The sequence below is a fragment of the Mangrovimonas sp. DI 80 genome (assembly GCF_001975575.1).
Classification (GTDB): domain Bacteria; phylum Bacteroidota; class Bacteroidia; order Flavobacteriales; family Flavobacteriaceae; genus Mangrovimonas_A; species Mangrovimonas_A xylaniphaga.
Genome location: NZ_MSDT01000002.1, coordinates 1,188,752 through 1,210,602 on the forward strand (window position 1 = coordinate 1,188,752; position 21,851 = coordinate 1,210,602).

At 38.6% G+C, this 21,851-nt stretch carries 18 protein-coding genes and 1 riboswitch; of the genes, 12 read left to right on the top strand and 6 right to left on the bottom strand.

The window, feature by feature from the left end; genetic code table 11:
• Positions 1-10: 10 nt before the first annotated feature.
• Positions 11-772, bottom strand: coding sequence for an exodeoxyribonuclease III (locus BKM32_RS05790; RefSeq protein WP_076662918.1), 762 nt, complete (start codon positions 770-772; stop codon positions 11-13).
• A 245-nt stretch (positions 773-1,017) separates the two neighbouring features.
• Between BKM32_RS05790 and BKM32_RS05795 the strand changes: the two genes are divergently transcribed.
• On the top strand, positions 1,018-4,428 hold the full coding sequence (locus tag BKM32_RS05795) for a hypothetical protein (protein WP_076662919.1): 3,411 nt from the start codon (positions 1,018-1,020) through the stop codon (positions 4,426-4,428).
• Positions 4,429-4,484: 56 nt separating this feature from the next.
• Here the strand turns inward: BKM32_RS05795 and BKM32_RS05800 are convergent, their stop codons facing one another.
• Positions 4,485-6,026 (bottom strand): glycine--tRNA ligase, encoded by a 1,542-nt coding sequence (locus tag BKM32_RS05800; protein ID WP_076662920.1) that lies wholly within the window; start codon positions 6,024-6,026, stop codon positions 4,485-4,487.
• A gap of 60 nt (positions 6,027-6,086) precedes the next feature.
• A complete protein-coding gene (locus BKM32_RS05805; protein WP_053976885.1) occupies positions 6,087-6,971 on the bottom strand; it encodes a hypothetical protein in 885 nt (294 codons plus the stop codon).
• A 72-nt stretch (positions 6,972-7,043) separates the two neighbouring features.
• Between BKM32_RS05805 and BKM32_RS05810 the strand changes: the two genes are divergently transcribed.
• Positions 7,044-7,721 (top strand): ComF family protein, encoded by a 678-nt coding sequence (locus tag BKM32_RS05810; protein WP_083702100.1) that lies wholly within the window; start codon positions 7,044-7,046, stop codon positions 7,719-7,721.
• A gap of 99 nt (positions 7,722-7,820) precedes the next feature.
• Positions 7,821-9,431: an Ig-like domain-containing protein gene (locus tag BKM32_RS05815; protein ID WP_076662922.1), complete on the top strand. Its 1,611-nt coding sequence runs from the start codon at positions 7,821-7,823 to the stop codon at positions 9,429-9,431.
• Here the strand turns inward: BKM32_RS05815 and BKM32_RS05820 are convergent.
• The gene (locus BKM32_RS05820) at positions 9,420-10,199 is read right to left on the bottom strand and encodes an amidohydrolase (protein ID WP_076662923.1); all 780 of its coding nucleotides are present in this window, start codon (positions 10,197-10,199) and stop codon (positions 9,420-9,422) included. The two genes, BKM32_RS05815 and BKM32_RS05820, sit on opposite strands and share 12 nt — an antisense overlap.
• A gap of 176 nt (positions 10,200-10,375) precedes the next feature.
• Between BKM32_RS05820 and BKM32_RS05825 the strand changes: the two genes are divergently transcribed.
• On the top strand, positions 10,376-12,478 hold the full coding sequence (locus tag BKM32_RS05825) for a S46 family peptidase (RefSeq protein WP_076662924.1): 2,103 nt from the start codon (positions 10,376-10,378) through the stop codon (positions 12,476-12,478).
• 54 nt (positions 12,479-12,532) lie between these two features.
• Here BKM32_RS05825 and BKM32_RS05830 read toward each other — a convergent pair whose 3' ends face one another.
• Entirely contained in the window at positions 12,533-13,006 is a 474-nt protein-coding gene (locus BKM32_RS05830; protein ID WP_076662925.1) for a very short patch repair endonuclease, read from the bottom strand.
• A 119-nt stretch (positions 13,007-13,125) separates the two neighbouring features.
• The gene (gene ahcY / locus BKM32_RS05835; RefSeq protein WP_053976894.1) at positions 13,126-14,442 is read right to left on the bottom strand and encodes an adenosylhomocysteinase; all 1,317 of its coding nucleotides are present in this window, start codon (positions 14,440-14,442) and stop codon (positions 13,126-13,128) included.
• A 130-nt stretch (positions 14,443-14,572) separates the two neighbouring features.
• Between ahcY and BKM32_RS05840 the strand changes: the two genes are divergently transcribed.
• From BKM32_RS05840 to BKM32_RS05875, 8 genes are all read left to right on the top strand, one after another.
• Complete coding sequence (locus BKM32_RS05840; protein ID WP_076662926.1) at positions 14,573-15,199, top strand: 4'-phosphopantetheinyl transferase superfamily protein; 627 nt, start codon at positions 14,573-14,575, stop codon at positions 15,197-15,199.
• A gap of 3 nt (positions 15,200-15,202) precedes the next feature.
• Positions 15,203-15,967 (top strand): geranylgeranylglyceryl/heptaprenylglyceryl phosphate synthase, encoded by a 765-nt coding sequence (locus BKM32_RS05845; RefSeq protein ID WP_076662927.1) that lies wholly within the window; start codon positions 15,203-15,205, stop codon positions 15,965-15,967.
• Between the two features lie 46 nt (positions 15,968-16,013).
• Positions 16,014-16,274, top strand: a complete 261-nt coding sequence (locus tag BKM32_RS05850) for a thiamine-binding protein (RefSeq protein WP_076662928.1) — start codon at positions 16,014-16,016, stop codon at positions 16,272-16,274.
• Positions 16,258-16,890, top strand: coding sequence for a nicotinamide riboside transporter PnuC (pnuC, locus tag BKM32_RS05855; protein WP_076662929.1), 633 nt, complete (start codon positions 16,258-16,260; stop codon positions 16,888-16,890). The genes BKM32_RS05850 and pnuC overlap by 17 nt, the downstream gene beginning before the upstream one ends.
• Positions 16,851-17,414 (top strand): AAA family ATPase, encoded by a 564-nt coding sequence (locus BKM32_RS05860; protein WP_076662930.1) that lies wholly within the window; start codon positions 16,851-16,853, stop codon positions 17,412-17,414. The genes pnuC and BKM32_RS05860 overlap by 40 nt, the downstream gene beginning before the upstream one ends.
• Positions 17,414-18,979, top strand: coding sequence for a DUF4301 family protein (locus BKM32_RS05865; protein ID WP_076662931.1), 1,566 nt, complete (start codon positions 17,414-17,416; stop codon positions 18,977-18,979). The genes BKM32_RS05860 and BKM32_RS05865 overlap by 1 nt, the downstream gene beginning before the upstream one ends.
• Positions 18,969-19,379, top strand: coding sequence for an alternative ribosome rescue aminoacyl-tRNA hydrolase ArfB (arfB, locus tag BKM32_RS05870; protein WP_083702101.1), 411 nt, complete (start codon positions 18,969-18,971; stop codon positions 19,377-19,379). Before BKM32_RS05865 ends, arfB begins: the two co-directional genes overlap by 11 nt.
• Before the next feature lie 52 nt (positions 19,380-19,431).
• A riboswitch (TPP riboswitch) is annotated at positions 19,432-19,523 on the top strand.
• Between the two features lie 142 nt (positions 19,524-19,665).
• The gene (locus BKM32_RS05875; protein WP_076663067.1) at positions 19,666-21,849 is read left to right on the top strand and encodes a TonB-dependent receptor; all 2,184 of its coding nucleotides are present in this window, start codon (positions 19,666-19,668) and stop codon (positions 21,847-21,849) included.
• Positions 21,850-21,851: the final 2 nt, after the last annotated feature.

The window sequence follows — 21,851 nt, forward strand, 5'->3', positions numbered from 1 at the left end:
AAAATTTGGTTTAAGCTTCTATTTCCAATAAAATTGGACAGTGGTCGCTATGAACTGCTTCTGACAGGATAACGCTTCTTTTGATTTTTTCTTGTAAAGGCTCGGTTACCATGCTGTAATCCAAACGCCAGCCTTTATTGTTGGCTCTGGAATTGGCTCTATAGCTCCACCAAGTGTATTCTTGTTTTTCTGGGTGCAAATGTCTGAAGGCATCTATAAATCCGCTATCGATAAACTGTCCCAACCATTCGCGTTCTTCAGGTAAAAAACCAGAAACTCCCTTCATTTTAGGATTGTGGATATCAATTTCCTCATGACAAATATTGTAATCGCCACATACAATTAGGTTTGGGTGGGTTTCGCGTAACTTATCTAAATATTCGTGAATCATGTTCATATATTCAAATTTGTGGGCTAACCTATCGTCGTTGGTTCCTGAAGGTAAATACATGCTCATTACAGAAACCCCATTAAAGTCAGCTCTCAGGTTTCGGCCTTCAAAATCCATAGACTCAATTCCCGTGCCATATTCAACATGGTCGGGTTCAATTTTACTTAAAATGGCAACGCCACTATAGCCTTTTTTTTGCGCACTGAACCAGTAGTTGTGAGTATAGCCCGCTTCGGCAAAAAGATCGAGGTCCAATTGACTTTCCATAGCCTTTATTTCTTGAAGGCAGATAACATCGGGATTTGCACTTTTGAGCCAGTCCATAAATCCTTTGTTAATAGCTGCCCTGATGCCATTGACATTGTAAGAAATGATTTTCATATATGATTGTAAATTAAATAGAATGCTGCCATTTGTTCTGTTTTGTACAGATGCGATTTAAGAAACGGCAAATTTCAGCTAAAATAAATAATACAGTACTTTTACGCCATTATTTTATGGAGCTTTTAACGATAAAATAATTTTTATCTTATGAAGTTTTAGTATCAGATGAAATACTACGGTCTTAAAGGTGATATGTAAGACCAAAGTTTGACAACTGTTGAAAAGGAAGTTTAAATCCCGTAATGAGAATACCGCTAAGTGTTATATGTTTGTTCCTGTCGTTTTGTGCATTTGCGCAGGAACTTCCGTCACATTACAGGACTAAAAAACTGGCTGTTCGCGATACCGTTCAAATTGATACGGTGAGTATTAATTCCAGTAGGTTTTTGGTGAAAACCAAACAGAACACTCTTGTAGATTCGTCCTTTTATTCCATCGATTTTTCAAAAGCCTTATTGGTGTTTAAAAAGCCAATTGAAACGGATACTATTGTTGTAGACTATTTGCGGTTCCCTGATTTTATGACACGGCGTTATTTTCAGTTGGATGACAAAATCATCGTTGAAGATACCAAAGACATGCAGCGTCTGTACAAACTGCAGCAGTCTACTGTGGAGAAAACATTTACGCCTTTTGAAGGATTGTCTACTTCAGGGAGTATTTCTCGTGGAGTAACGATTGGGAACAATCAGAATTCGGTGTTGAATAGTGAATTGGATTTGCAGATTTCTGGAAAATTGAGTGATAAAGTATCTCTAAGGGCATCTATTCAAGATGCTAATATTCCTCTGCAGGAAAGTGGCTATTCCCAACGTTTGGATGAATTTGATCAGGTATTTATTGAACTGATGAGCGACCGATGGAACATCAGGGCGGGAGATATCGATTTAGGAACCACCAATACCTATTTTGGAAATTTTAGTAAGCGGGTTCAGGGTTTGTTGGTAAATGCAAATTTGGAACATCCCAATTCAAAAACCAATTTGTTTGGTTCGGGGGCTTTGGTGAGAGGGCAATTTACGACGAGTAAATTTACGGCAGAAGAAGGAAATCAAGGGCCTTATAAATTGCGAGGCCCCAATAATGAGTTGTTTGTGTTGATAGTGTCAGGAAGTGAAACGGTGTATGTGAATGGAGTGCCTGTGGAGCGGGGTGAAAACAAGGATTATATCATAGATTACAATGCGGGAGAGATTATTTTCAATTCTACCTATCCTATTACTTCGGAAATGCGTATCACGGTCGATTATCAATTCAGTGAGCGCAATTATTCCAGGTTTATAGTGTTCGGTGGTGGTGCCCATGAAACCGAAAAGCTTAAAATAGGAGCTTCTGTCTATTCCGAAGTAGATGCTAAAAATCAGCCTTTGCAGCAAAACTTGTCCGACGATCAAAAGGAAATTTTGTCCAACGCAGGAGACGATAATTCATTGATGGTGGCACCCTCTGCCATTCCCGAAACCTATAGTGAGAACAGAATTCTCTATAGGAAGGCCGTTGTTGACGGAGAAGAAATTTATGTATTCTCGAGCAATCCTGAGGATGAACTGTACAGCGTAAAGTTTACTTTGGTTGGGAACAATCAAGGCAATTATATTTTGGTGAGTAGCGATGCTATCTCTAATATTTATGAATACGTTGCACCGATAAATGGTGTGCCACAAGGAAATTATGAGCCAGTTGTAAAACTGATAGCTCCAACCAAATTGCAATTGGCTGTAGTAAATGCTTCCTATCAACCTACGGATAAAACCGATATTTATTTTGAAGTAGCTGGGAGCAAAAATGATGAAAACCTTTTTTCTACTTTGGACGATGACAATAATGATGGTTTTGCGGCGAAGTTGAAAGTGAAACAGGCTTTGGTGAAAACAGATAGTTTGTGGAACTTAAATGTGTTTGTTGATGGGGATATCATCCAAAAGAATTTTAAGACCATTCAGCGGTTGTACTACGCTGAATTTAATAGAGACTGGAATTTGGAAGATCCTTTGGGAAATCAAAGTCTATTAACGGCCGGAGTGGAATTGCTGCACTCTAAAAAAGGCATGGCCAATTATAGGTTTGAGCACTTAAATTTCTCTGAAAATTTTAATGGCAATAAGCATAATGTTTTTGCCAACTTGTATTTGAATAAGTGGAGTATTTATTCAAATTCTAGCTTTTTGGATAATAGGAGTAGCTTGACGACATCTACGTTCTTAAGAAGTTTTAACCGTGTTACCTATAGTTTTTATAAGCAATGGGTGGGAGGCAAATTTGCGATGGAAGATAATGAGCAACGTGAACGTGCTACGGATGAGCTTACTAATTTGAGTCAGCGTTTTACAGCTTATGAAGTTTTTACAGGTGTTGGGGACAGTACACAGGTGTTTGTGGAGTTGGGCTATAAACATCGTGTCAATGATAGTTTAAGAGATAACAGTATTACAAAAGTGAGCCACTCCAATACCTATTATTTCAAATCAAAACTCATCCAAAATACCAATACCAACCTTGGGGTGTATGTCAATTATCGAAATTTAAAATCGGTGGATGCTGAAATTGAAGATGAGCAATCTTTAAACTCTAGGGTGGTGTTCAATCAAAAGTTGTTTAATCAAATCGTGCTTTGGAATACCATTTATGAAACCAACTCGGGGACTTTGCCTCAACAAGATTTTACCTATGTAGAAGTGGAGCCAGGGCAGGGAAGTTATAAGTGGATTGATTATAATGACAATGGGGTGCAGGAACTCAACGAATTTGAAATAGCCCAGTTTCAGGATGAAGGTGAATTCATCAGGGTGTTGTTGCCAAACCAAGTATTTGTAAAGACCCACCAAAACAGATTGAGCCAGACCTTGACCTTAAATCCTGCGCAATGGTCTGTTGAGGAGCAGGGAACAAAGAAGTTTCTGTCTCATTTCTACAATCAGACTTCCTTTTTAATAGATGGAAAAAACAGAAGGGAAGGCGGGGAGTTCAATTTAAATCCATTTGTAACGGAAGAGGATGATCTTTTGGCCTTGAGCCAAAGTATCAGGAATGTATTGTTTTTTAATCGTGGCAAGCAGCGTTATACAACTTCATATACTTTTTTAAATAACAGAAATAGGACAGTTTTATCGATAGGGTTTCAAGAGAATAAATTGAAAAGCCATCAGCTCAACTTTAACCATAAGTTTGCCAAGAGTTGGTTGTTTAACTTTCAGAATAGTTTGGGGACCAATGAAAGTTTAAGTGAAAATTATTCTAGTAGGAATTATGAGATTGAAGAGGTAAGGTGTCATCCAAAACTATCGTATTTATTCAATGAAAATGCTCGATTTGATGTGTTTTACCAATACACGACCAAAGAAAATATTATTGGTGGATTGGAAACGTTGTCACAAAACAATTACGGAATGTCTTTTACTTATAACAAGGCCCAAAAGGTATCTTTAACTGGAGAGCTTAATATGTTTCAAAATACTTTTGAAGGAAATTTGAATACACCGGTATCATATCAAATTTTGGAAGGGTTGCAGCCAGGGAAGAACTTTACTTGGACGCTTTTGGCTCAAAAGAAGCTGACCAAATTTTTAGACCTTAATCTTAACTATTTTGGACGTAAAACTGAAACCTCTAAAACCATCCATACAGGGACGGTTCAATTGAAAGCGTATTTTTAATAAAAAAATCCCAACCATTCGGTTGGGATTTTTTTATTCTATAAGAGAGATGAAATTTACATCTTCATCAACCAATTTTTAACATCAACCTCTTGCTTGATGAGATCTCTTAATTCCTCAATTTTCACGCGCTTTTGCTCCATAGTATCTCTGTGACGGATGGTAACTGTTTGGTCTTCCAAAGTATCGTGGTCTACGGTAATACAAAATGGAGTTCCTAGGGCGTCCTGTCTTCTATAGCGTCTTCCAACGGCATCCTTTTCATCATATACCACATTGAAATCCCATTTCAAGTCTTCTACAATTTGTCTTGCAACTTCTGGTAAACCGTCTTTCTTCACCAATGGCAAAATAGCCGCTTTCGTAGGTGCTAAAACTGCAGGTAATTTCAATACTGTTCTAGTAGTATTGTTCTCTAACTCTTCTTCTTCTAAAGCATTTGAGAACACGGCCAAGAACATACGATCCAAACCAATGGATGTTTCCAATACGTAAGGTGTGTAGCTGGCGTTTTCTTCAGGATCGAAATATTGAAGTTTTTTACCAGAAAACTCTTCGTGCTGTTTCAAGTCGAAATCTGTGCGGGAATGGATCCCTTCCAATTCCTTAAATCCGAATGGGAACTTAAATTCTATATCGGTAGCAGCATCGGCATAATGTGCTAATTTTTCGTGATCATGGTAACGGTAGTTATCCGCTCCAAGGCCTAAGGACAAATGCCATTTCAATCGAGCTTCTTTCCAGTGGTCGAACCATTCTTTTTGAGTGCCCGGTTTGATGAAAAATTGCATTTCCATTTGTTCAAACTCACGCATTCTAAAGATGAACTGTCTTGCTACAATTTCATTTCTAAACGCCTTTCCTGTCTGCGCAATCCCGAAAGGAATCTTCATACGGCCCGTTTTTTGAACGTTTAGGAAGTTAACGAAAATCCCTTGTGCCGTTTCTGGACGCAAATACAAATCCATCGCGTTTTCTGCCGAAGCACCCAGCTTGGTCCCGAACATAAGGTTGAATTGCTTCACATCTGTCCAGTTTTTGGAACCTGTTAGTGGATCTGCAATTTCCAGTTCTTCAATCAGTGCTTTAACATCTGCCAAATCTTCGTTTTCCAAAGATTTTGCCATGCGTGACAATATGCTGTTGATTTTCTCTTGGTACCCTAAAACTCTAGCATTGGTAGAGATAAATTCTTCTTTGTTGAAAGCTTCTCCAAAACGCTTTGCAGCCTTGGCTACTTCCTTGTCGATTTTAGCCTCTATTTTAGCGCAATACTCTTCAATTAAAACATCGGCTCTGTATCGTTTTTTGGAATCTTTATTGTCTATCAATGGATCGTTAAAGGCATCGACGTGCCCAGACGCTTTCCAGGTTGTTGGGTGCATAAAAATTGCGGCATCGATACCTACAATGTTTTCATGCATCTGTACCATGGCTTTCCACCAATAGTCGCGTATGTTTTTCTTTAGTTCAGCACCATTTTGTGCGTAGTCGTAAACAGCACTCAATCCGTCATATATTTCACTACTTTGAAATATATATCCGTACTCCTTTGCGTGCGATATTACTTTTTTAAATTGATCGTCTTGATTTGCCATGCTGCAAAAATAAAAAACCGCTCTGATTATGGGAGCGGTTTTTCAAAATATATTTAAGGATTATTGTAACGTAACTTGTGTGGCTCCCAGTTTTCTGTCTTTGTGAAAGACATTCACAAAATAGGTGCCTTTTGAAAGTGGTTTTTCATTATTGTTAGGTTCAATATCGACGGTAATGTCCATAACGTCACCGTGATAGTTGACGGTTTTTTTGGTACTGTAAATTAATGAGGAATCCCCAAAGAAGGTTGAGCCTTTATCTGCTAACACATTGTTTTGAGGGTTTACAATTTGAATGTACAGTTCCTTTTCGCCTTCTTCGGCCAGTGCATTTTCAGCTAGAGTGAAATTTACTTCTATACGGTCGGCCTTTGTTGCTTTTTGAGTCTCTTTGTTTCTTCCCAAAAAGCTTTTGTAGGCTTTGGCTTCAAAAGAGTTGGCGGTTAGCAGGGAACCTTTTTTAATGTGGTCACTCAAAATTTTATTTTCCTTCTTCAGGCTGTTGTTGGTACTGCGCTCTTTCTTTAGCTCATTATAAGCTAACAACTTTTCACGCTGCAGTAACAAATTGGCATCCTTAAGAGAATCGATGGCCCTGAACAGGTGATCGTTTCTGGTTTTTAACAGGGTAACCTGATGTTTGAATTTAGAGATGACAGATAGGTCGCTGCGAAGGACTCGAAGAGAATCTAAGGTAAGTTCTGCATTTCTTTTAGCCTCTTTTACTTGAGAGGACATTAAATTATTGGACCCTATAATGTCGTCGTATCTCAAGATCATTTGAGATAGTTCGTTTTCCATTAAGTGTTTTTCACTCTCTAAAAATTGCTCGTTAGCTCTAATGGATTGGTGACTTGTAAAACTGTAAACAGTTAAAACAGCTAAAGCAATAATTAATGAACCAATAATTAATCTGTAGTTAAAAAATTGAGGGTTAACTATCATTATTAATTCGCTATTTATCGCTTCCAAAATATAGTTTAATGTTAAGATTATATTATTTTTATCGATGAAGTGATGAAAAATTTGTTAAACTTATTCTTTCCGAAGGTTTGTATGGGTTGTAGTGACCATTTGGGTGATAATGTAGCCTGTATTTGTTTGGAATGCCGGCATCAGTTACCTCTTACAAATTTTCATTTCAATGGAGATGAGCGTATTAAAAATGTGCTCTATGGAAGAGTGCCTTTGCAACAAGCAACTTCTTTACTGCATTTTTCCAAAAAAGGGATTGTTCAGCAAATATTACACAACCTAAAATATCGCGGTCAAGAGGAGGTTGGGACGTTTTTAGGAAAATGGCTAGGAGAGGAACTAAAAAGTTTGGAGGCCTATCAAAATATAGACTTGGTTGTGCCTGTCCCCATTCATAAGGCTAAGATGCGAAAGCGGGGCTTTAACCAAGTGCATAAATTTGGTCAAGAAATAGCAACTGCTTTACAAATACCTTTCAATACAGAAGTTCTGCAGAAACAAGCACCCACCAATACGCAAGTATTCAAGGACAGATTGAGACGATTGGAGACCGATACTTCTACGTTTAAAATTGCAGGAAAACACAAATTAACCGGGAAACACTTGTTGTTGGTAGACGATATTATAACTACCGGTGCTACTGTGGAAGCCTGTGCCCAAGTATTGTTGAATATTGAAGGGCTGTCCTTGAGTTTGGCTACTATGGCCATAACCGATTAGCTAAACACTTTGAGGCTTCCTGTAATCGACAATTTTCAAGAGAGCATACCGTTTGTATACCAAATAAGTTGTTAATTTGCGTAAAAATTAAGCCTTAGGATGTTACAAAAGTGTTTTAAAACGTTAGCGGTATTTACTGTAATTCTTAGTATTGTGGGGTGTGCCAATAGAGGAACGCCAACAGGAGGAGAAAAAGATGTGGATCCACCAAAAATTGTAAAGTCCGTTCCAGAAAATTTTTCTACAAATTTTAAGGCTTCCGAGATTAGAATTTACTTCGATGAGTACATCAAGGTGAAAAACATGCAAAAGCAGTTGATCATTTCTCCTCCTATGGAATACCAACCGGATATCACGCCTTTGGGATCTGCCAGTAAGTATATCAAGATTAAAATAAAGGATACACTTCAGCCCAATACTACCTATGCCTTCAATTTTGGGCAAAGTATTGTGGATAATAATGAAGAGAATCCTTACCCATATTACAAATATGTGTTTTCTACTGGAACCTATATCGATTCGCTGTCGGTTAAAGGTTTGATTTTGGATGCTGAAAATAAAGAGCCAGATACATTTGTGTCTGTGATGCTTTATGAAATGGATTCTACATATACGGATTCTGTAGTCTATAAAAGGAAACCTAAGTATGTCACCAATACACTTGATAGTTTAACCACTTTTAGTTTGGAAAATCTTAAGGAAGGGGAGTATATGATGGTAGCCCTTAATGATAAAAATGGGAACTTTACCTTTGAACCTAAGGTTGATAAAATTGGATTTCATAGAGGGATTGTAAAGGTGCCAAACGATACCATTTATACGTTAAAACTATTTTCTGAGGAATTGGATTTTAGAGCGATAAAACCAAAGCAGATTGCTGGTGAAAAAATAGCGTTTGGTTATGAGGGGAATGCCAAAAACATGAAAATAGATCTATTGGAGGAAACACCTTCTGATTATGAAACCAGAATCACCAAAGATGCCAAAGCTGATACCTTGTATTATTGGTACAAACCAAAAATGGAAATGGATTCGGCGCGATTTGTGGTTAGAAATGACAAGTATACAGATACCCTGATTCATAAATATAGAGAGTTGGAAAGAGACAGCCTGGAGGTGAAGCCTCTGAAGTCTGGAACGATATCTTTTAACGAGGATTTTGCCATTGAAGGCACTACGCCTTTTGTGAATATTGATGAACAAAAGATTAAAATTACCGATAAGGATACTTTGGAGGTGGCTTACAAAACAGAATTCGACACCTTGAAAAATATCTATACGTTTAAGTTTGATAAAACAGAATCAAACAATTACAACATTGAAATGTTGCCAGAGGCCTTAACGGGATTTTTTGGTCATGTTAATGATACCCTAAACTTCAACGTAAAGACCAAAAACTACACCGATTATTCCAACATGCGTGTGACTTTACAGAATGCCAAGTTCCCGGTGATTGTTCAGTTAACAACCGAAAAGGGCGAGGTGAAATATGAGCAATTCGCTACCGAAAACCGAGTGTTTGACTTTAGGTTTATTGAACCGGTGAATTACTATTTAAGAGTGATTTTTGATACCAACGGAAACCAAAAATGGGATACGGGGAGTTATTTGCAAAAACGTCAACCAGAACGTATCAGTTACTATCCTGAATTGATCAAGGATGCTAGGGCCAATTGGGATCCAATTATCGAGTTTCCATTATTGGATTAAAAACGTATCCCTATCGTTTAAAAACTTCAGTTTGTTTCTGTAAAAGTTCAGGTGGTTACGCTCTAAAGTAATAATGCCAACATATTCCTTATTTGGTCTAATTGGAGAAATATTGTTGCCTAAAATGTCATAGGCTGTAGAATGGCCGCAATACTCATTGTCCTTTTCGTCCACGCCAACCCTGTTCACACCCACAGTGTAGCACATATTTTCAATGGCTCTGGCCTTTAATAAAGTATCCCAGGCCACGATACGGGGTTTTGGCCAATTGGCAACGTAAAGGAGGAGATCGTAATCTTCTTTGTTGCGACTCCAAACAGGAAAGCGCAGGTCGTAGCAAATTAAAGGGCAAATTTTCCAACCATGATAGTCAACAATAAGTTTTTCCATTCCAGAAGCATAGACTTTGTCTTCTCCTGCCAAGGAAAAGGTATGGCGTTTATCGTAATGTTCAATTGTTCCATTTGGGTGAACAAACAATAGCCGATTGAAGATTTTGGAATTGTCTTCAATAATCAGACTGCCCACAATGGCGGCATCTTTTTCTGAAGCCAGTTTCTTCATCCAATCTACAGATTTGCCATCCATGGTTTCAGCCTGTTCCTTGGCATTCATGGTAAATCCGGTGGTGAACATTTCCGGTAGTAAAATGAGGTCTACCTTTTGGTTGATGCCTTCGATGGCTTCTTTAAACCGTTTGCGGTTCTGCTTAGGATTTTCCCAAGAGAGTTCCTGTTGAATAAAAGCTACTTTAAGTTGGTCCTGCATACAGTAAATGTAATAATTCTGCCCAAAAAACAATGCGAGGTTTTTGTTGTTTTTTCAGTTAAAATAAATGTGAATGCTATTATTTTTTGTAAGCGAGTTCTTGCGTTAAAGGTTTGATAAAGAGCTCTTGGTTTTCAAAAGGGTTTCTTAAATTTGCGCCTCTTAAAAACTTACTTATGAAATATTTCAAGATACTATTGCTCTTTATCACGCTTCAAGTCACTGCCCAACAAGGTGGGATGTGGATTCCGTCACTTTTGGAAGGAATGAACGAAGCCGAAATGGAGTCTTTAGGAAGTAAACTGACGGCTCAGGATATTTACGATGTCAACAATTCCAGTTTAAAAGATGCCGTGGTGCATTTCAATGGCGGGTGTACTGCTGAGGTGATTTCCCCAAAAGGATTGATTTTGACCAATCACCACTGCGGATATGGACAAATTCAAGTGCATTCTTCTTTGGAAAATGATTATTTAAAGAATGGATTTTGGGCTATGAGCTTGGAAGAAGAATTGCCAAACAATGATCTTTATGTAGAATTCATTGTAAGAATTGATGATGTGACCGAGCAAGTTTTGGCAGGAACCAATGCAGAAATGTCTGCCAAGGAATTACAGTCGTTAACCGATTCTAACAGCAGCAAAGTGCTCAAAGACGTGAAGAAAGAAGATTGGCAGAGAGCAAAAATCAAGTCTTTTTATAAAGGAAACCAGTACTTTTTGTTTGTAACCGAGCGCTTCGAGGATGTGCGTTTGGTGGGGACGCCTCCAAACAGTATTGGGAAGTTTGGTAGCGATACAGACAATTGGGTGTGGCCCCGCCATACTGGTGATTTTTCTATGTTCAGAATTTACGCCGATCAAAATAATCGCCCGGCAAAATACGCAGCAGACAATGTGCCTTACACGCCTAAACACTATTTACCGGTGTCCTTGGACGGGGTTTCCGAAGATGATTTTACTATGGTATTTGGGTTTCCAGGACGCACCAATGAGTATTTACCAGCAGTGGCAGTTGAGCAGATTGTAAAAAAAGTGAACCCAAGTAATATCGCTATTAGGGAAGCGGCATTAAAGGTGATTGATGGGTATATGAAACAGAATGACGAAATAAGAATTCAATATGCTTCAAAGCAAGCTAGAATTGCCAACTATTGGAAAAAATGGATTGGAGAAAATCTAGGCTTGGAAAAGAGTAATGCTGTAGCCATTAAACGCAATATGGAGGCAGAGTTTACAAGTCTTTTAAAAGAGAAGGGCCTTGTTGAACAGTATGGAAATGTTTTGCCACAGTTGGAACAATTATATGCGCAGATTGAAGCTGTTAATGTAAAGCGAGGGAATTTCAATGAGATTTTTAAGCGTAACAATGAGCTTTTGGACATCATGTTTAGATTGGACCAAATGGAGCGCACTGCAACGAAAGGTGAGGAAGCTTTTGATCGTTCAAGAGATATTGTTGTAGATAAGTTGATCAGTATTTATAAGGATTTTAATGCAGATGTAGATCAAGGTGTTTTTGAAGCCATCATGCCTTTGTATGCCCAAAATGTGGATGCATCCATTTATAAAAACACAAGTTTCATCGATTTAAAATCGGCCATGAAAGTTTTGGATGGAGATGCTAAGGAGGTTATTAAAAAACTGAATAAGGACAAGGCCTATAAATATGCGAAACCTTTTATTGAAGAATATTATAGCTCTTTAGATCCTGATTTTAATGCCTTGAATGCTGAAATCAATAAATATCAAAAACTGTACATGAAAGCTTTGATGAAGGTGATGCCGGATGAGCGTTATTTTCCAGATGCCAATAGTACGCTTCGTGTAACTTATGGAAAGGTGAAAGGATACGAACCTAAGGATGCCGTGTATTATGATCCTATCACCTATTTGGATGGTGTGATGGAAAAATATGTGCCGGGTGATTATGAGTTTGATGTTCCCGAAAGATTACGGGAATTGTATGCTACAAAAGACTTTGGAAATTACGCCGATGCCAATGGAAAATTACCAGTTTGTTTTATCGGGACGAACCATACCACAGGAGGAAACTCAGGAAGTCCGGCTTTGGATGCCCATGGCAACTTGATAGGCTTGAATTTTGATCGTGTATGGGAAGGAACCATGAGTGACATTTATTACAGTCCTGAAATTTGTAGAAACATTATGGTGGATGTGCGCTACATTTTATTCGTGATTGATAAATATGCGGGAGCCTCGCATTTAATTGAGGAAATGACTTTGGTCCACCCCAAGCAAGAACAAAACCTAAACTAATAATGAGCCCTTTCAAATTTGAAAGGGCTTTTTTGTCTTATTTATTGAGTTTGCCTACCAATCATTCCGGCCTGTAGTGATATAGACCAAAACATCATTGATGCATTGGTCCAGGTTAGTCTTGATTTCGTGTGCCCAAAACCTGAAAACGGTAAATCCCATGTCTTCCAAGGCTTGGTTCACTTGATAGTCTCGTTGCATATTGCGTTCTATCTTGGGAATCCAAAACTTGCGGTTGCTTTTTATCTGATCTTTTCGTTCGTCCCAATTGTAGCCATGCCAAAATTCCCCATCAATAAAAATAGCAAGGTTATACTTCTTAATGGAAACATCTGGTTTGCCAGGTAGGCTTTTGCTATCCACACGATATCGGACATTTTTTTGCCAAAGCGCTTTCCTGAAACGCAGCTCTGGATTGGTGTTTTTACCACGAATACGACTCATAATCTTGGAGCGTTTTTTAGTGGTGTAAAACCCTGCTTCCTCACTAAAACGAGGCACTTTAATATTGTCTTCTGGATATGCCATGACGTTTAAGGAATATAATGATTTTTCAGGAAATATTTTTAGTTGAAACTTCAGCAGAAAACAAAAAAAATCCCAAACCGTGAGGCTTGGGATTTCTATTAATAAGAATTTGAATTCTCTTAGTATCTGTAGTATTCTGGTTTGAAAGGACCTTCAACTTGTACACCGATATAATCGGCTTGGTCTTGTTTCAACTCAGTAAGTTCCACGCCAATTTTGGCAAGGTGCAATTTGGCAACTTTCTCATCTAAATGCTTAGGCAGCATATATACTTTGTTTTCGTAAGCATCTTTGTTGGTCCAAAGTTCAATTTGCGCCAAAGTTTGGTTAGTAAAGGAGTTACTCATTACAAAACTCGGGTGTCCAGTAGCACAACCAAGGTTCACCAAACGTCCTTCTGCTAAAAGGATAATATCATTTCCGTTGATAGTATATTTGTCAACCTGAGGCTTGATTTCAACTTTTGTTGCACCATGATTTGTTTTCAACCAAGCAACATCAATTTCGTTGTCAAAATGCCCAATGTTACATACGATGGTTTTATCTTTCATAGCTTCAAAGTGCTCACCACGAACGATGTCTTTGTTTCCAGTTGTAGTGATTACGATATCAGCCTTTCCAACAACAGTTTCCAAACGTTTTACTTCGTATCCATCCATAGCTGCCTGTAAAGCACAAATAGGATCAATTTCAGTCACGGTTACAATACTTCCGGCACCTCTAAAAGAAGCGGCAGTCCCTTTACCTACGTCTCCATAACCACAAACTACAACACGTTTTCCGGCCAACATCACATCGGTAGCACGACGAATAGCGTCAACAGCACTTTCGCGACATCCGTATTTGTTGTCGAATTTAGATTTGGTTACAGAATCATTCACGTTGATAGCAGGCATTGGCAACGTTCCGGCTTTCATACGCTCGTACAATCTGTGAACTCCAGTAGTCGTTTCTTCACTTAAACCGTTGATGCCTTCAACCAAATGTGGGTAACGGTCCAATACCATATTGGTAAGGTCTCCGCCGTCATCCAAAATCATATTAAGCGGTTGGCGGTCTTCACCAAAAAATAAAGTTTGCTCAATACACCAATCAAACTCCTCTTCGGTCATATTTTTCCAAGCATAAACAGCCGTTCCCGCAGCGGCAATAGCAGCAGCAGCTTGATCTTGGGTAGAAAAAATGTTGCAAGAACTCCAGGTAACTTCGGCACCAAGGGCTTGAAGGGTTTCAATCAAAACAGCCGTTTGAATGGTCATGTGCAAACATCCAGCAATACGAGCACCTTTAAGCGGTTGAGACTCTTTGTATTCCTCACGTAAGCTCATCAATCCAGGCATTTCTGCTTCTGCCAATTCAATCTCTTTGCGTCCCCAGTCAGCCAATGACAGGTCTTTTACCTTAAATGGCTCGTACGCCACAGTTTTTGTATCCATGTTTTATGTTTTTCTAGTGTTATAAGATGACACCTTTGGCAATACTCCCTAAAATGGTTAAATTCGCTTACCCAAAGTGGCATTGCTTTTTAAGCGGTGCAAAGATAATCAATAACTTTCAGAAAAGTAAATGCCTCTATATAAAACCCTTAATCCTAGTGCACAAACTTCTGTTAAAATCTGGAAGATAACAGAGTCCTATCAGGAGTTGTTTCAGCCTGTTAACCTAAAACCAGAAAGTTTGCAGCGTGTACAAAACATGAAAAGTGAATTGCACCAGCGAGGTTTTTTAAGCGTTCGTCATTTGCTAGCTGAGTTTGGCTATACTGATGAGGATTTATTTTATGATGAAAATGGGAAACCTCATTTAAAAGATGGGAAGCACATTTCTATAACCCATTCTTTTACCTTTTCTGCCGTAGTGGTAAGTGATGATGTGGTTGGGATTGACATTGAAAAGCAACGAGAAAAAATAGGGGTGATAGCTCATAAGTTTATGGATTATGAGTTTAAGTATTTGAAGAATACCGAGGCCGATTATATCAATAAGCTTACAGTGATTTGGTGTGTTAAAGAGTCTTTGTATAAGCTTTTTGCTACCCCAGGATTGAGTTTCTTGCAGCACACTTTGGTGATTCCGTTTATGATGAATGACGGCGAAACCACGGCTTGGATTGATTATAAAAACAAAAAGAGCCGCTATCACGTGGCGTTTTTGGAGTTTGAAGGATTTACCTGTGCTTATACACTTCCGTAACTGATGATTTATAAGGATATTTTAAGAAGAAGCGCCGCAGGCGAACGATTGTTGGCAGTGTTGTTGGACCCCGATAAACTCCAAATGGATAGGGTTGCCACTTTGATGGAGAAGATTAACAAATCTATCGCCACCCATATTTTTGTAGGCGGGAGTGAAGTTGATGAACATGTTACGCCAATTTTGGTGGTAGAGATAAAGAAGCATACTTTATTGCCTGTAATTATTTTCCCAGGTGACGTCTCCCAAATTTCAGAGCAGGCAGATGCCCTTTTGTTTTTGTCCTTAATTTCGGGAAGAAACCCCGATTACCTTATTGGGAAACAAGTGCAGGCGGTTCAAAAGTTGAGAGAGGCCAATTTGGAAATCATCCCTACAGGCTATTTGCTTATTGAAAATGGGAAAGAAACAGCCGTTCAGCGCGTGACGCATACTCTGCCAATGTCAAAAAATGATGTTCAGAGTATTGTAGATACGGCCAAAGCAGGGGAATTGTTGGGGATGAAATTGATCTATTTGGAAGCAGGTAGTGGCGCTTTACATCCTATTGATGCCGATATTATCAAGAAAGTAAAAGAGGATTTAAGGATTCCTTTGATTGTTGGAGGAGGGATTAGAAATATGGAAGCCTTAACTCAAGCCTATAATGCAGGTGCCGATATGGTAGTGATTGGAACAGCTTTCGAACAAGATGAGACCTTTTTTGAAAGACTTCAGCAAAAAGAAAATATTCTAGAAACACCAAAACCGTTGAACGGATTTGGTTGAATAAAAACATAACTCTAAATAAATCCTATTAGGGAATTAAAACACCATGAAAATTTCAGTAGAACTAACATTGACACCGCTTCAAGATAACTACGAACCGGCTATTATTCACTTTATAAAAAAACTGCGAGCTTCAGGGCTTACCGTTCTGGAAAATCCTTTGAGCACTCAAGTGTATGGCGATTATGATGAGGTTATGGGCTTGCTGACAAGCGAAATCAAGGAAGCTTTTGAGTTGATAGAAAGAGGATTGTTGTACATGAAAATTGTGAAATCCGACCGTCACGACTATGAACCACATTTTTGATTTTTTCATAGATCCCTATCGGGGTACTCCTGCACTGTTCATTGTCTTGGAGGCCATTGCCTTTGTCTTCGGGATTTTAAGTGTTTATTATGCCCAAAAGGAAAATATCTTGGTGTATCCAACAGGCTTGGTGGCAACGGTAATCACAGTTTTTCTATTGTACAAGGCTGGGTATTTGGGAGACATGATGATGAATTTTTACTATTCGGTGATGAGTATTTATGGTTGGTGGAACTGGGCCAGAAAAAAGGAAGACAAGCATGTGGTGGCAATTTCAAGAACGAATAGAAAAGAGAAGCTTATTGGGCTTGGTATGTTTTTGTTAACAATGTTGGTAACTTATTTGGTCTACACGGCTTATGGTTACCAATTGGAGCTCCCCAATTATATAGACATCTTTACATCCGGAATTTTCTTTACAGCAATGTGGTATATGGCTATCAAGAAACTGGAAAATTGGACCCTTTGGATATTCGCCGATCTAATTACCGTCCCGCTGTATGCCTATAGAGGTTTAGGGATGTTATCGTTACAGTACCTCATTTTTACAATTTTAGCAATTCAAGGATATCGCCAATGGAAGCGCAGCTTAGACAACAAGATTCAAACTGCATAAAAGTGGTGCTTTTTGGGCCTGAATCTACAGGGAAGACGGTGTTGGCACAACGCTTGGCAAAGCATTACGATACGCTTTGGGTTCCTGAATTTTCAAGAAGTTATGCTGAAGAAAAAATGAAAAAGGGAGAACAACTCACTGAAGAGGATGTGCTTCCCATTGCTATTGGCCAAATAAAACTAGAAAATGAACTGACTTCAAAGGTGGAAAAACTATTGATTTGCGATACCGATTTATTGGAGACAAAAGTTTATAGTTCAATGTATTATGATGGTTTTTGTCCTGAAGTTTTGAATAAAATAGTTGGAAAGAATCAGTATAATCTTTATTTTTTGACTAATATTGATGTACCGTGGGAAGCGGATGACATTCGTGACAGACCTAATGAAAGGGAGCACATGTTTCAAGCTTTTGAAACGGCTTTAAGAACACATAACAAACCATATGTTTTACTTAAGGGTTCTGAAGAGGAACGCTTTAACGTTGCGGTGAAGCATATTGATAATCTATTAAAACAGACTTGATGAAATTTTCTGAAGCAGATTTAGAACAGATAGAAAAAAAGGGACTCACCCCTAAAAAAGTAAAACAACAGATTAAAATTTTTAAAAACGGACTCCCGTTTACCCATCTTATTGCGGCGGCCACTATTGGAAAGGGCATTACTAAGCTTACTGCAGAAGAAGAGGCGGCCTATATAAAGGTTTTTGAAGATAAAAAGAATACAAGTGAGCTATTAAAGTTTGTGCCTGCTTCCGGAGCTGCTACCAGAATGTTCAAGTTTTTATTTCAGTTTCAGCAGGATTATGATCCTGAGACTGAAAGTTTAAATTCCTATATCAACAATACCGATGCAAAGGATCTTTCCCTGTTTTTTCTCGGGCTTAAAAAGTTCCCATTTTATGATGAGGTCATGGCAAAGCTTTTGGAAACTTATCCCGATTACAACAAAAAGTCGAGAGACGAAAAGGCTTGGTTGTTTGTAAAGGCCATGTTGGATGAGGATATGTTGGACTACGGAAACTATCCAAAGGGACTGTTGCCATTTCATGAGTATAAAAACAAGGTGATTTCAACAGCGTTTGAAGAGCATTTGTTTGAAACCGCTCTGTATTCGTCTGATAATTGTAAGGCAAAATTACACTTCACCATTTCAGAAAAATATAAAGACAAGTTCAAAAGTGAGTTTGAGAGAATTCAACAAAAGGTAGAAACTAAAACAGGGGTGAAGTTTGAAATTTCCTTTTCATATCAAAAGGAGTCTACAGATACCATTGCCGTAACCCCAAAAAACAAATTGTTTAGGGAAGAGGATGGCTCTTTGTTGTTCAGACCTTCTGGGCATGGAGCTCTTATTGAAAACCTAAACGACCTTGAAGCCGACGTCATTTTTATGAAGAATATTGACAATGTGGTGGTTTATAAATACAAGGAAGAGGTGGCTAAGTATAAAAAGGTGTTAGCTGGAATTCTAATGGAGCTTCAGGAGCAGGCCTTTGCTTACCTAAGAAAGTTGGATGAAGACAATCTAGAAGAGAAGGATCTTAAGGAAATTGCCAAATTCTTGAGCAAGAAAATGGATGTCAAGATTTCTCCAGAATTCAAAAAATATAAGTCTAAATATCAAATAGAGTACCTTCAGGAAAAACTAAACCGTCCTATCCGTATTTGCGGAATGGTTAAAAATGAAGGAGAGCCTGGAGGTGGGCCTTTTTGGGTGAAGAATGAAGATGGGGTAATTTCTCTTCAAATTGTGGAATCTGCCCAAATCAATATGAAGGACAAGGCTCAAAAATCCATTTTAACGAAATCAACTCATTTCAACCCTGTGGATATTGTGTGCAGTGTTAAGGATTATAAGGGTGAAAAATTCAATTTGACCAAATATGTCGATCCTTCGGCGGCTTTTATTACCGAAAAGACCAAAAATGGTAGAAACCTTAAAGCATTGGAGCTTCCGGGACTTTGGAATGGAAGTATGGCCAATTGGAACACCGTGTTTGTAGAGGTGCCATTGATAACCTTTAACCCTGTAAAAACGGTGAACGATTTGTTGAAAGCACCACACCAAGTTCTTAATGGACATTAATCAGGAAGCACTTATTTCAGAACTGACCTTTAAGGCGGTTCGTAGTTCAGGATCGGGAGGGCAACACGTTAATAAAGTAGCTACTAAAGTGGAGCTATTTTTTGATGTGATGGCCTCCAAGGTTTTGGAGGAAGATGAAAAACAGCGTGTGCTTGAAGCGCTTTCCAATAGGGTAAACAAGGGGCAGGTTTTGGTATTGTATAGTGACGACAGCCGGAGTCAATTCAAAAACAAAAACCTTGTCATCCAAAAGTTTTTGAACTTGATGGAGGAGGCTCTAGAGGTGCAAAAGGAACGTGTGCCGACCAAAATTCCAAAAGGCGTCAAGAAAAAGCGACTTCAGGACAAACGAAAACAGTCTGAAAAAAAGAGTTTTAGGAAACCGCCAGACCTCTATTGAAAATAATTCTGTTTAGGTAGGTTAATTCTCTATTCTTCCCTAAATTTGCAGCGTTCTCAAAAAGGGGTGCCTAATATCGGCTGAGATCATACCCATTGAACCTAGAACAGGTAATGCTGTTTAGGAATGAAGCGTTAAAAATGTCTGCAGGCATTTAGTACCGGTTAACCATTAGTAAGGTATTAAGTTTTAACGTATGGTAATAGAAGCATTTGCTTCAAAATCTATTGTAAAACAACAAAAGAATAATGACCTCTTTTTATTCGATTATGATTTTTTAATCGATATGAAAAAACTATTTCTTTTTTTAACACTTTTGGTGCTATCAGTCACCGGAAAAGCACAACAACAAACAAAAGATTCTACCGAAGTTGAAAAACTGGACGAGGTTCTGGTAAAGGCCGTTAGGGTAGAAGCTACATCTCCAATCACACACTCCAATGTTACCAAGGAGCAGCTTGAAAAGCGCAATTTAGGTCAGGACATTCCTGTGCTCTTAAATTATTTGCCGTCGGTGGTAACGTCTACAGATGCAGGAGCCGGAATAGGATATACCTATATTCGTGTACGTGGTATCAATGCCCAATCTACAAACGTGACCATTAACGGGATTCCTTATAATGATGCCGAATCGATGGGAACCTTTTGGGTGAATTTGGGAGATTTTGCTTCTTCAGTAGAAAGTTTACAGTTACAACGAGGCGTTGGAACTTCTACCAACGGTTCTGGGGCTTTTGGAGCTAGTATTAACGTGCTGACCGATGCCGTTTCGAAAGAAGCGAGTGCAGAAATTTCCAATTCCTTCGGAAGTTATAACACACGCAAACATACGGTGAAGTTCAGCACAGGATTGATGAACGATCACTTCGAGTTTGCTGGGCGTTTGTCGAAAATTAAATCGGATGGATATATAGATAGAGCTTCTTCCGATTTGCAATCTTATTTTTTGCAAGGGTCTTATGTAGATGAGAATACCTTGATTAAAGCCTTGGCTTTTGGAGGAAAGGAGAAAACCTACCAGTCTTGGAATGGTTTGGAGGATTTGGACATATTGGAAAATGACAGAACCTTTAATACGGCGGGAATGTATTTTGACGCCGATGGAAACATGCATTTTTATGACAATGAGGTAGATGATTACAAACAAGACCATTACCAACTGCATTGGAACCAACGTTACAATAACCATTGGTCTACCAACTTGGGACTGAATTATACTTATGGCCGCGGGTTCTTTGAGCAATATAAGGAAGACGAAGATTTTGCCGATTATGATTTGGCAGAAATTCAAATTGGAGGTGAAACCATCAATACCACAGATTTGATTCGTCGTCGTTGGTTGGATAATGATTTTTATGTAGTAAATGCCAATGTCAACTATAAAAACGATGCTGTAAATATGACTTTGGGAACGTCTTATAGTTTTTACGATGGTGACCATTTTGGAGAAATTATTTGGGCACAGTATGCAAGTGATAGTGAGATAGGAGACCATTATTACGATGGTAATGGAAAGAAAGGCGATTTTAGTGTGTTTGCCAAGGCTACCTATCGGTTTAATGAGAAGTTGAGCCTTTATGGAGATTTACAAGTTCGAAATGTAGATTACACAACATCGGGCTTGACATCTGATAGAGTTCCATTTAATGTGGATGAAAATTATACGTTTTTCAATCCAAAAGCGGGAGTGACCTATAAGATGAATGACTATAATAACTTGTATTTCTCTTATGCTAGAGCCAATAGAGAGCCTAACAGAGACGATTTTGAAAACAATGCCACTGTAAAACCTGAGCAGCTTAACGATTTTGAATTGGGTTGGAGACACGACGCTCAAAAACTGAGATTGAATGTGAATGCTTATTATATGCTATACAACGAACAATTGGTACTAACGGGTAACTTGGACGATGTAGGGAACCCAATCAGAACCAATAGCGGGGATAGTTATCGTTTAGGATTGGAAGTTGAAGCCGCGGTGGCTTTGTCTAAAAAGTTTTCCATTCAGCCTAACTTTACTTTGAGTTCCAATAAGAACAAGGAAACCTTTGCTTCCATAGATGGAGAATTGGTCAACTTAGGAAAAACAAACATCTCTTACTCCCCAGAGTTTATTGCGGCCAATGCTTTGGTGTTTCAACCAATGTCCAACCTGCAAATGTCTGTATTGAGCAAATACGTAGGCGAACAATTTATGGGGAATACAGATGCTGAGAATTCAAAATTGGACAGCTATTTTGTAAACGATTTCAACATCACTTACGAGCTAAAAACGAAATCAATCTTTGAATCTATTTTGTTTACGGGATTGGTGAACAATATTTTCAATGAAAAGTATGTGTCTAATGGGTATTACTACACTTATGATGATACTTGGTCCGATCCAAACCAAGTAACCACCATTGAAGGTGCTGGGTATTATCCTCAGGCTACCACTAACTTTTTGTTGGGAATGACCTTGAAATTCTAAAA

Coding starts and splice junctions, on each gene's coding strand:
- BKM32_RS05795 (WP_076662919.1), top strand. CDS start 1,018: ATGAGAATACCGCTAAGTGTTATATGTTTGTTCCTGTCGTTTTGTGCA.
- BKM32_RS05800 (WP_076662920.1), bottom strand. CDS start 6,026: ATGGCAAATCAAGACGATCAATTTAAAAAAGTAATATCGCACGCAAAG.
- arfB (WP_083702101.1), top strand. CDS start 18,969: ATGGACATTAATCAGGAAGCACTTATTTCAGAACTGACCTTTAAGGCG.
- BKM32_RS05830 (WP_076662925.1), bottom strand. CDS start 13,006: ATGGCATATCCAGAAGACAATATTAAAGTGCCTCGTTTTAGTGAGGAA.
- BKM32_RS05810 (WP_083702100.1), top strand. CDS start 7,044: ATGAAAAATTTGTTAAACTTATTCTTTCCGAAGGTTTGTATGGGTTGT.
- BKM32_RS05805 (WP_053976885.1), bottom strand. CDS start 6,971: ATGATAGTTAACCCTCAATTTTTTAACTACAGATTAATTATTGGTTCA.
- BKM32_RS05845 (WP_076662927.1), top strand. CDS start 15,203: ATGATTTATAAGGATATTTTAAGAAGAAGCGCCGCAGGCGAACGATTG.
- BKM32_RS05860 (WP_076662930.1), top strand. CDS start 16,851: ATGGAAGCGCAGCTTAGACAACAAGATTCAAACTGCATAAAAGTGGTG.
- BKM32_RS05865 (WP_076662931.1), top strand. CDS start 17,414: ATGAAATTTTCTGAAGCAGATTTAGAACAGATAGAAAAAAAGGGACTC.
- pnuC (WP_076662929.1), top strand. CDS start 16,258: ATGAACCACATTTTTGATTTTTTCATAGATCCCTATCGGGGTACTCCT.
- BKM32_RS05825 (WP_076662924.1), top strand. CDS start 10,376: ATGAAATATTTCAAGATACTATTGCTCTTTATCACGCTTCAAGTCACT.
- BKM32_RS05875 (WP_076663067.1), top strand. CDS start 19,666: ATGAAAAAACTATTTCTTTTTTTAACACTTTTGGTGCTATCAGTCACC.
- BKM32_RS05815 (WP_076662922.1), top strand. CDS start 7,821: ATGTTACAAAAGTGTTTTAAAACGTTAGCGGTATTTACTGTAATTCTT.
- BKM32_RS05850 (WP_076662928.1), top strand. CDS start 16,014: ATGAAAATTTCAGTAGAACTAACATTGACACCGCTTCAAGATAACTAC.
- BKM32_RS05790 (WP_076662918.1), bottom strand. CDS start 772: ATGAAAATCATTTCTTACAATGTCAATGGCATCAGGGCAGCTATTAAC.
- BKM32_RS05820 (WP_076662923.1), bottom strand. CDS start 10,199: ATGCAGGACCAACTTAAAGTAGCTTTTATTCAACAGGAACTCTCTTGG.
- BKM32_RS05840 (WP_076662926.1), top strand. CDS start 14,573: ATGCCTCTATATAAAACCCTTAATCCTAGTGCACAAACTTCTGTTAAA.
- ahcY (WP_053976894.1), bottom strand. CDS start 14,442: ATGGATACAAAAACTGTGGCGTACGAGCCATTTAAGGTAAAAGACCTG.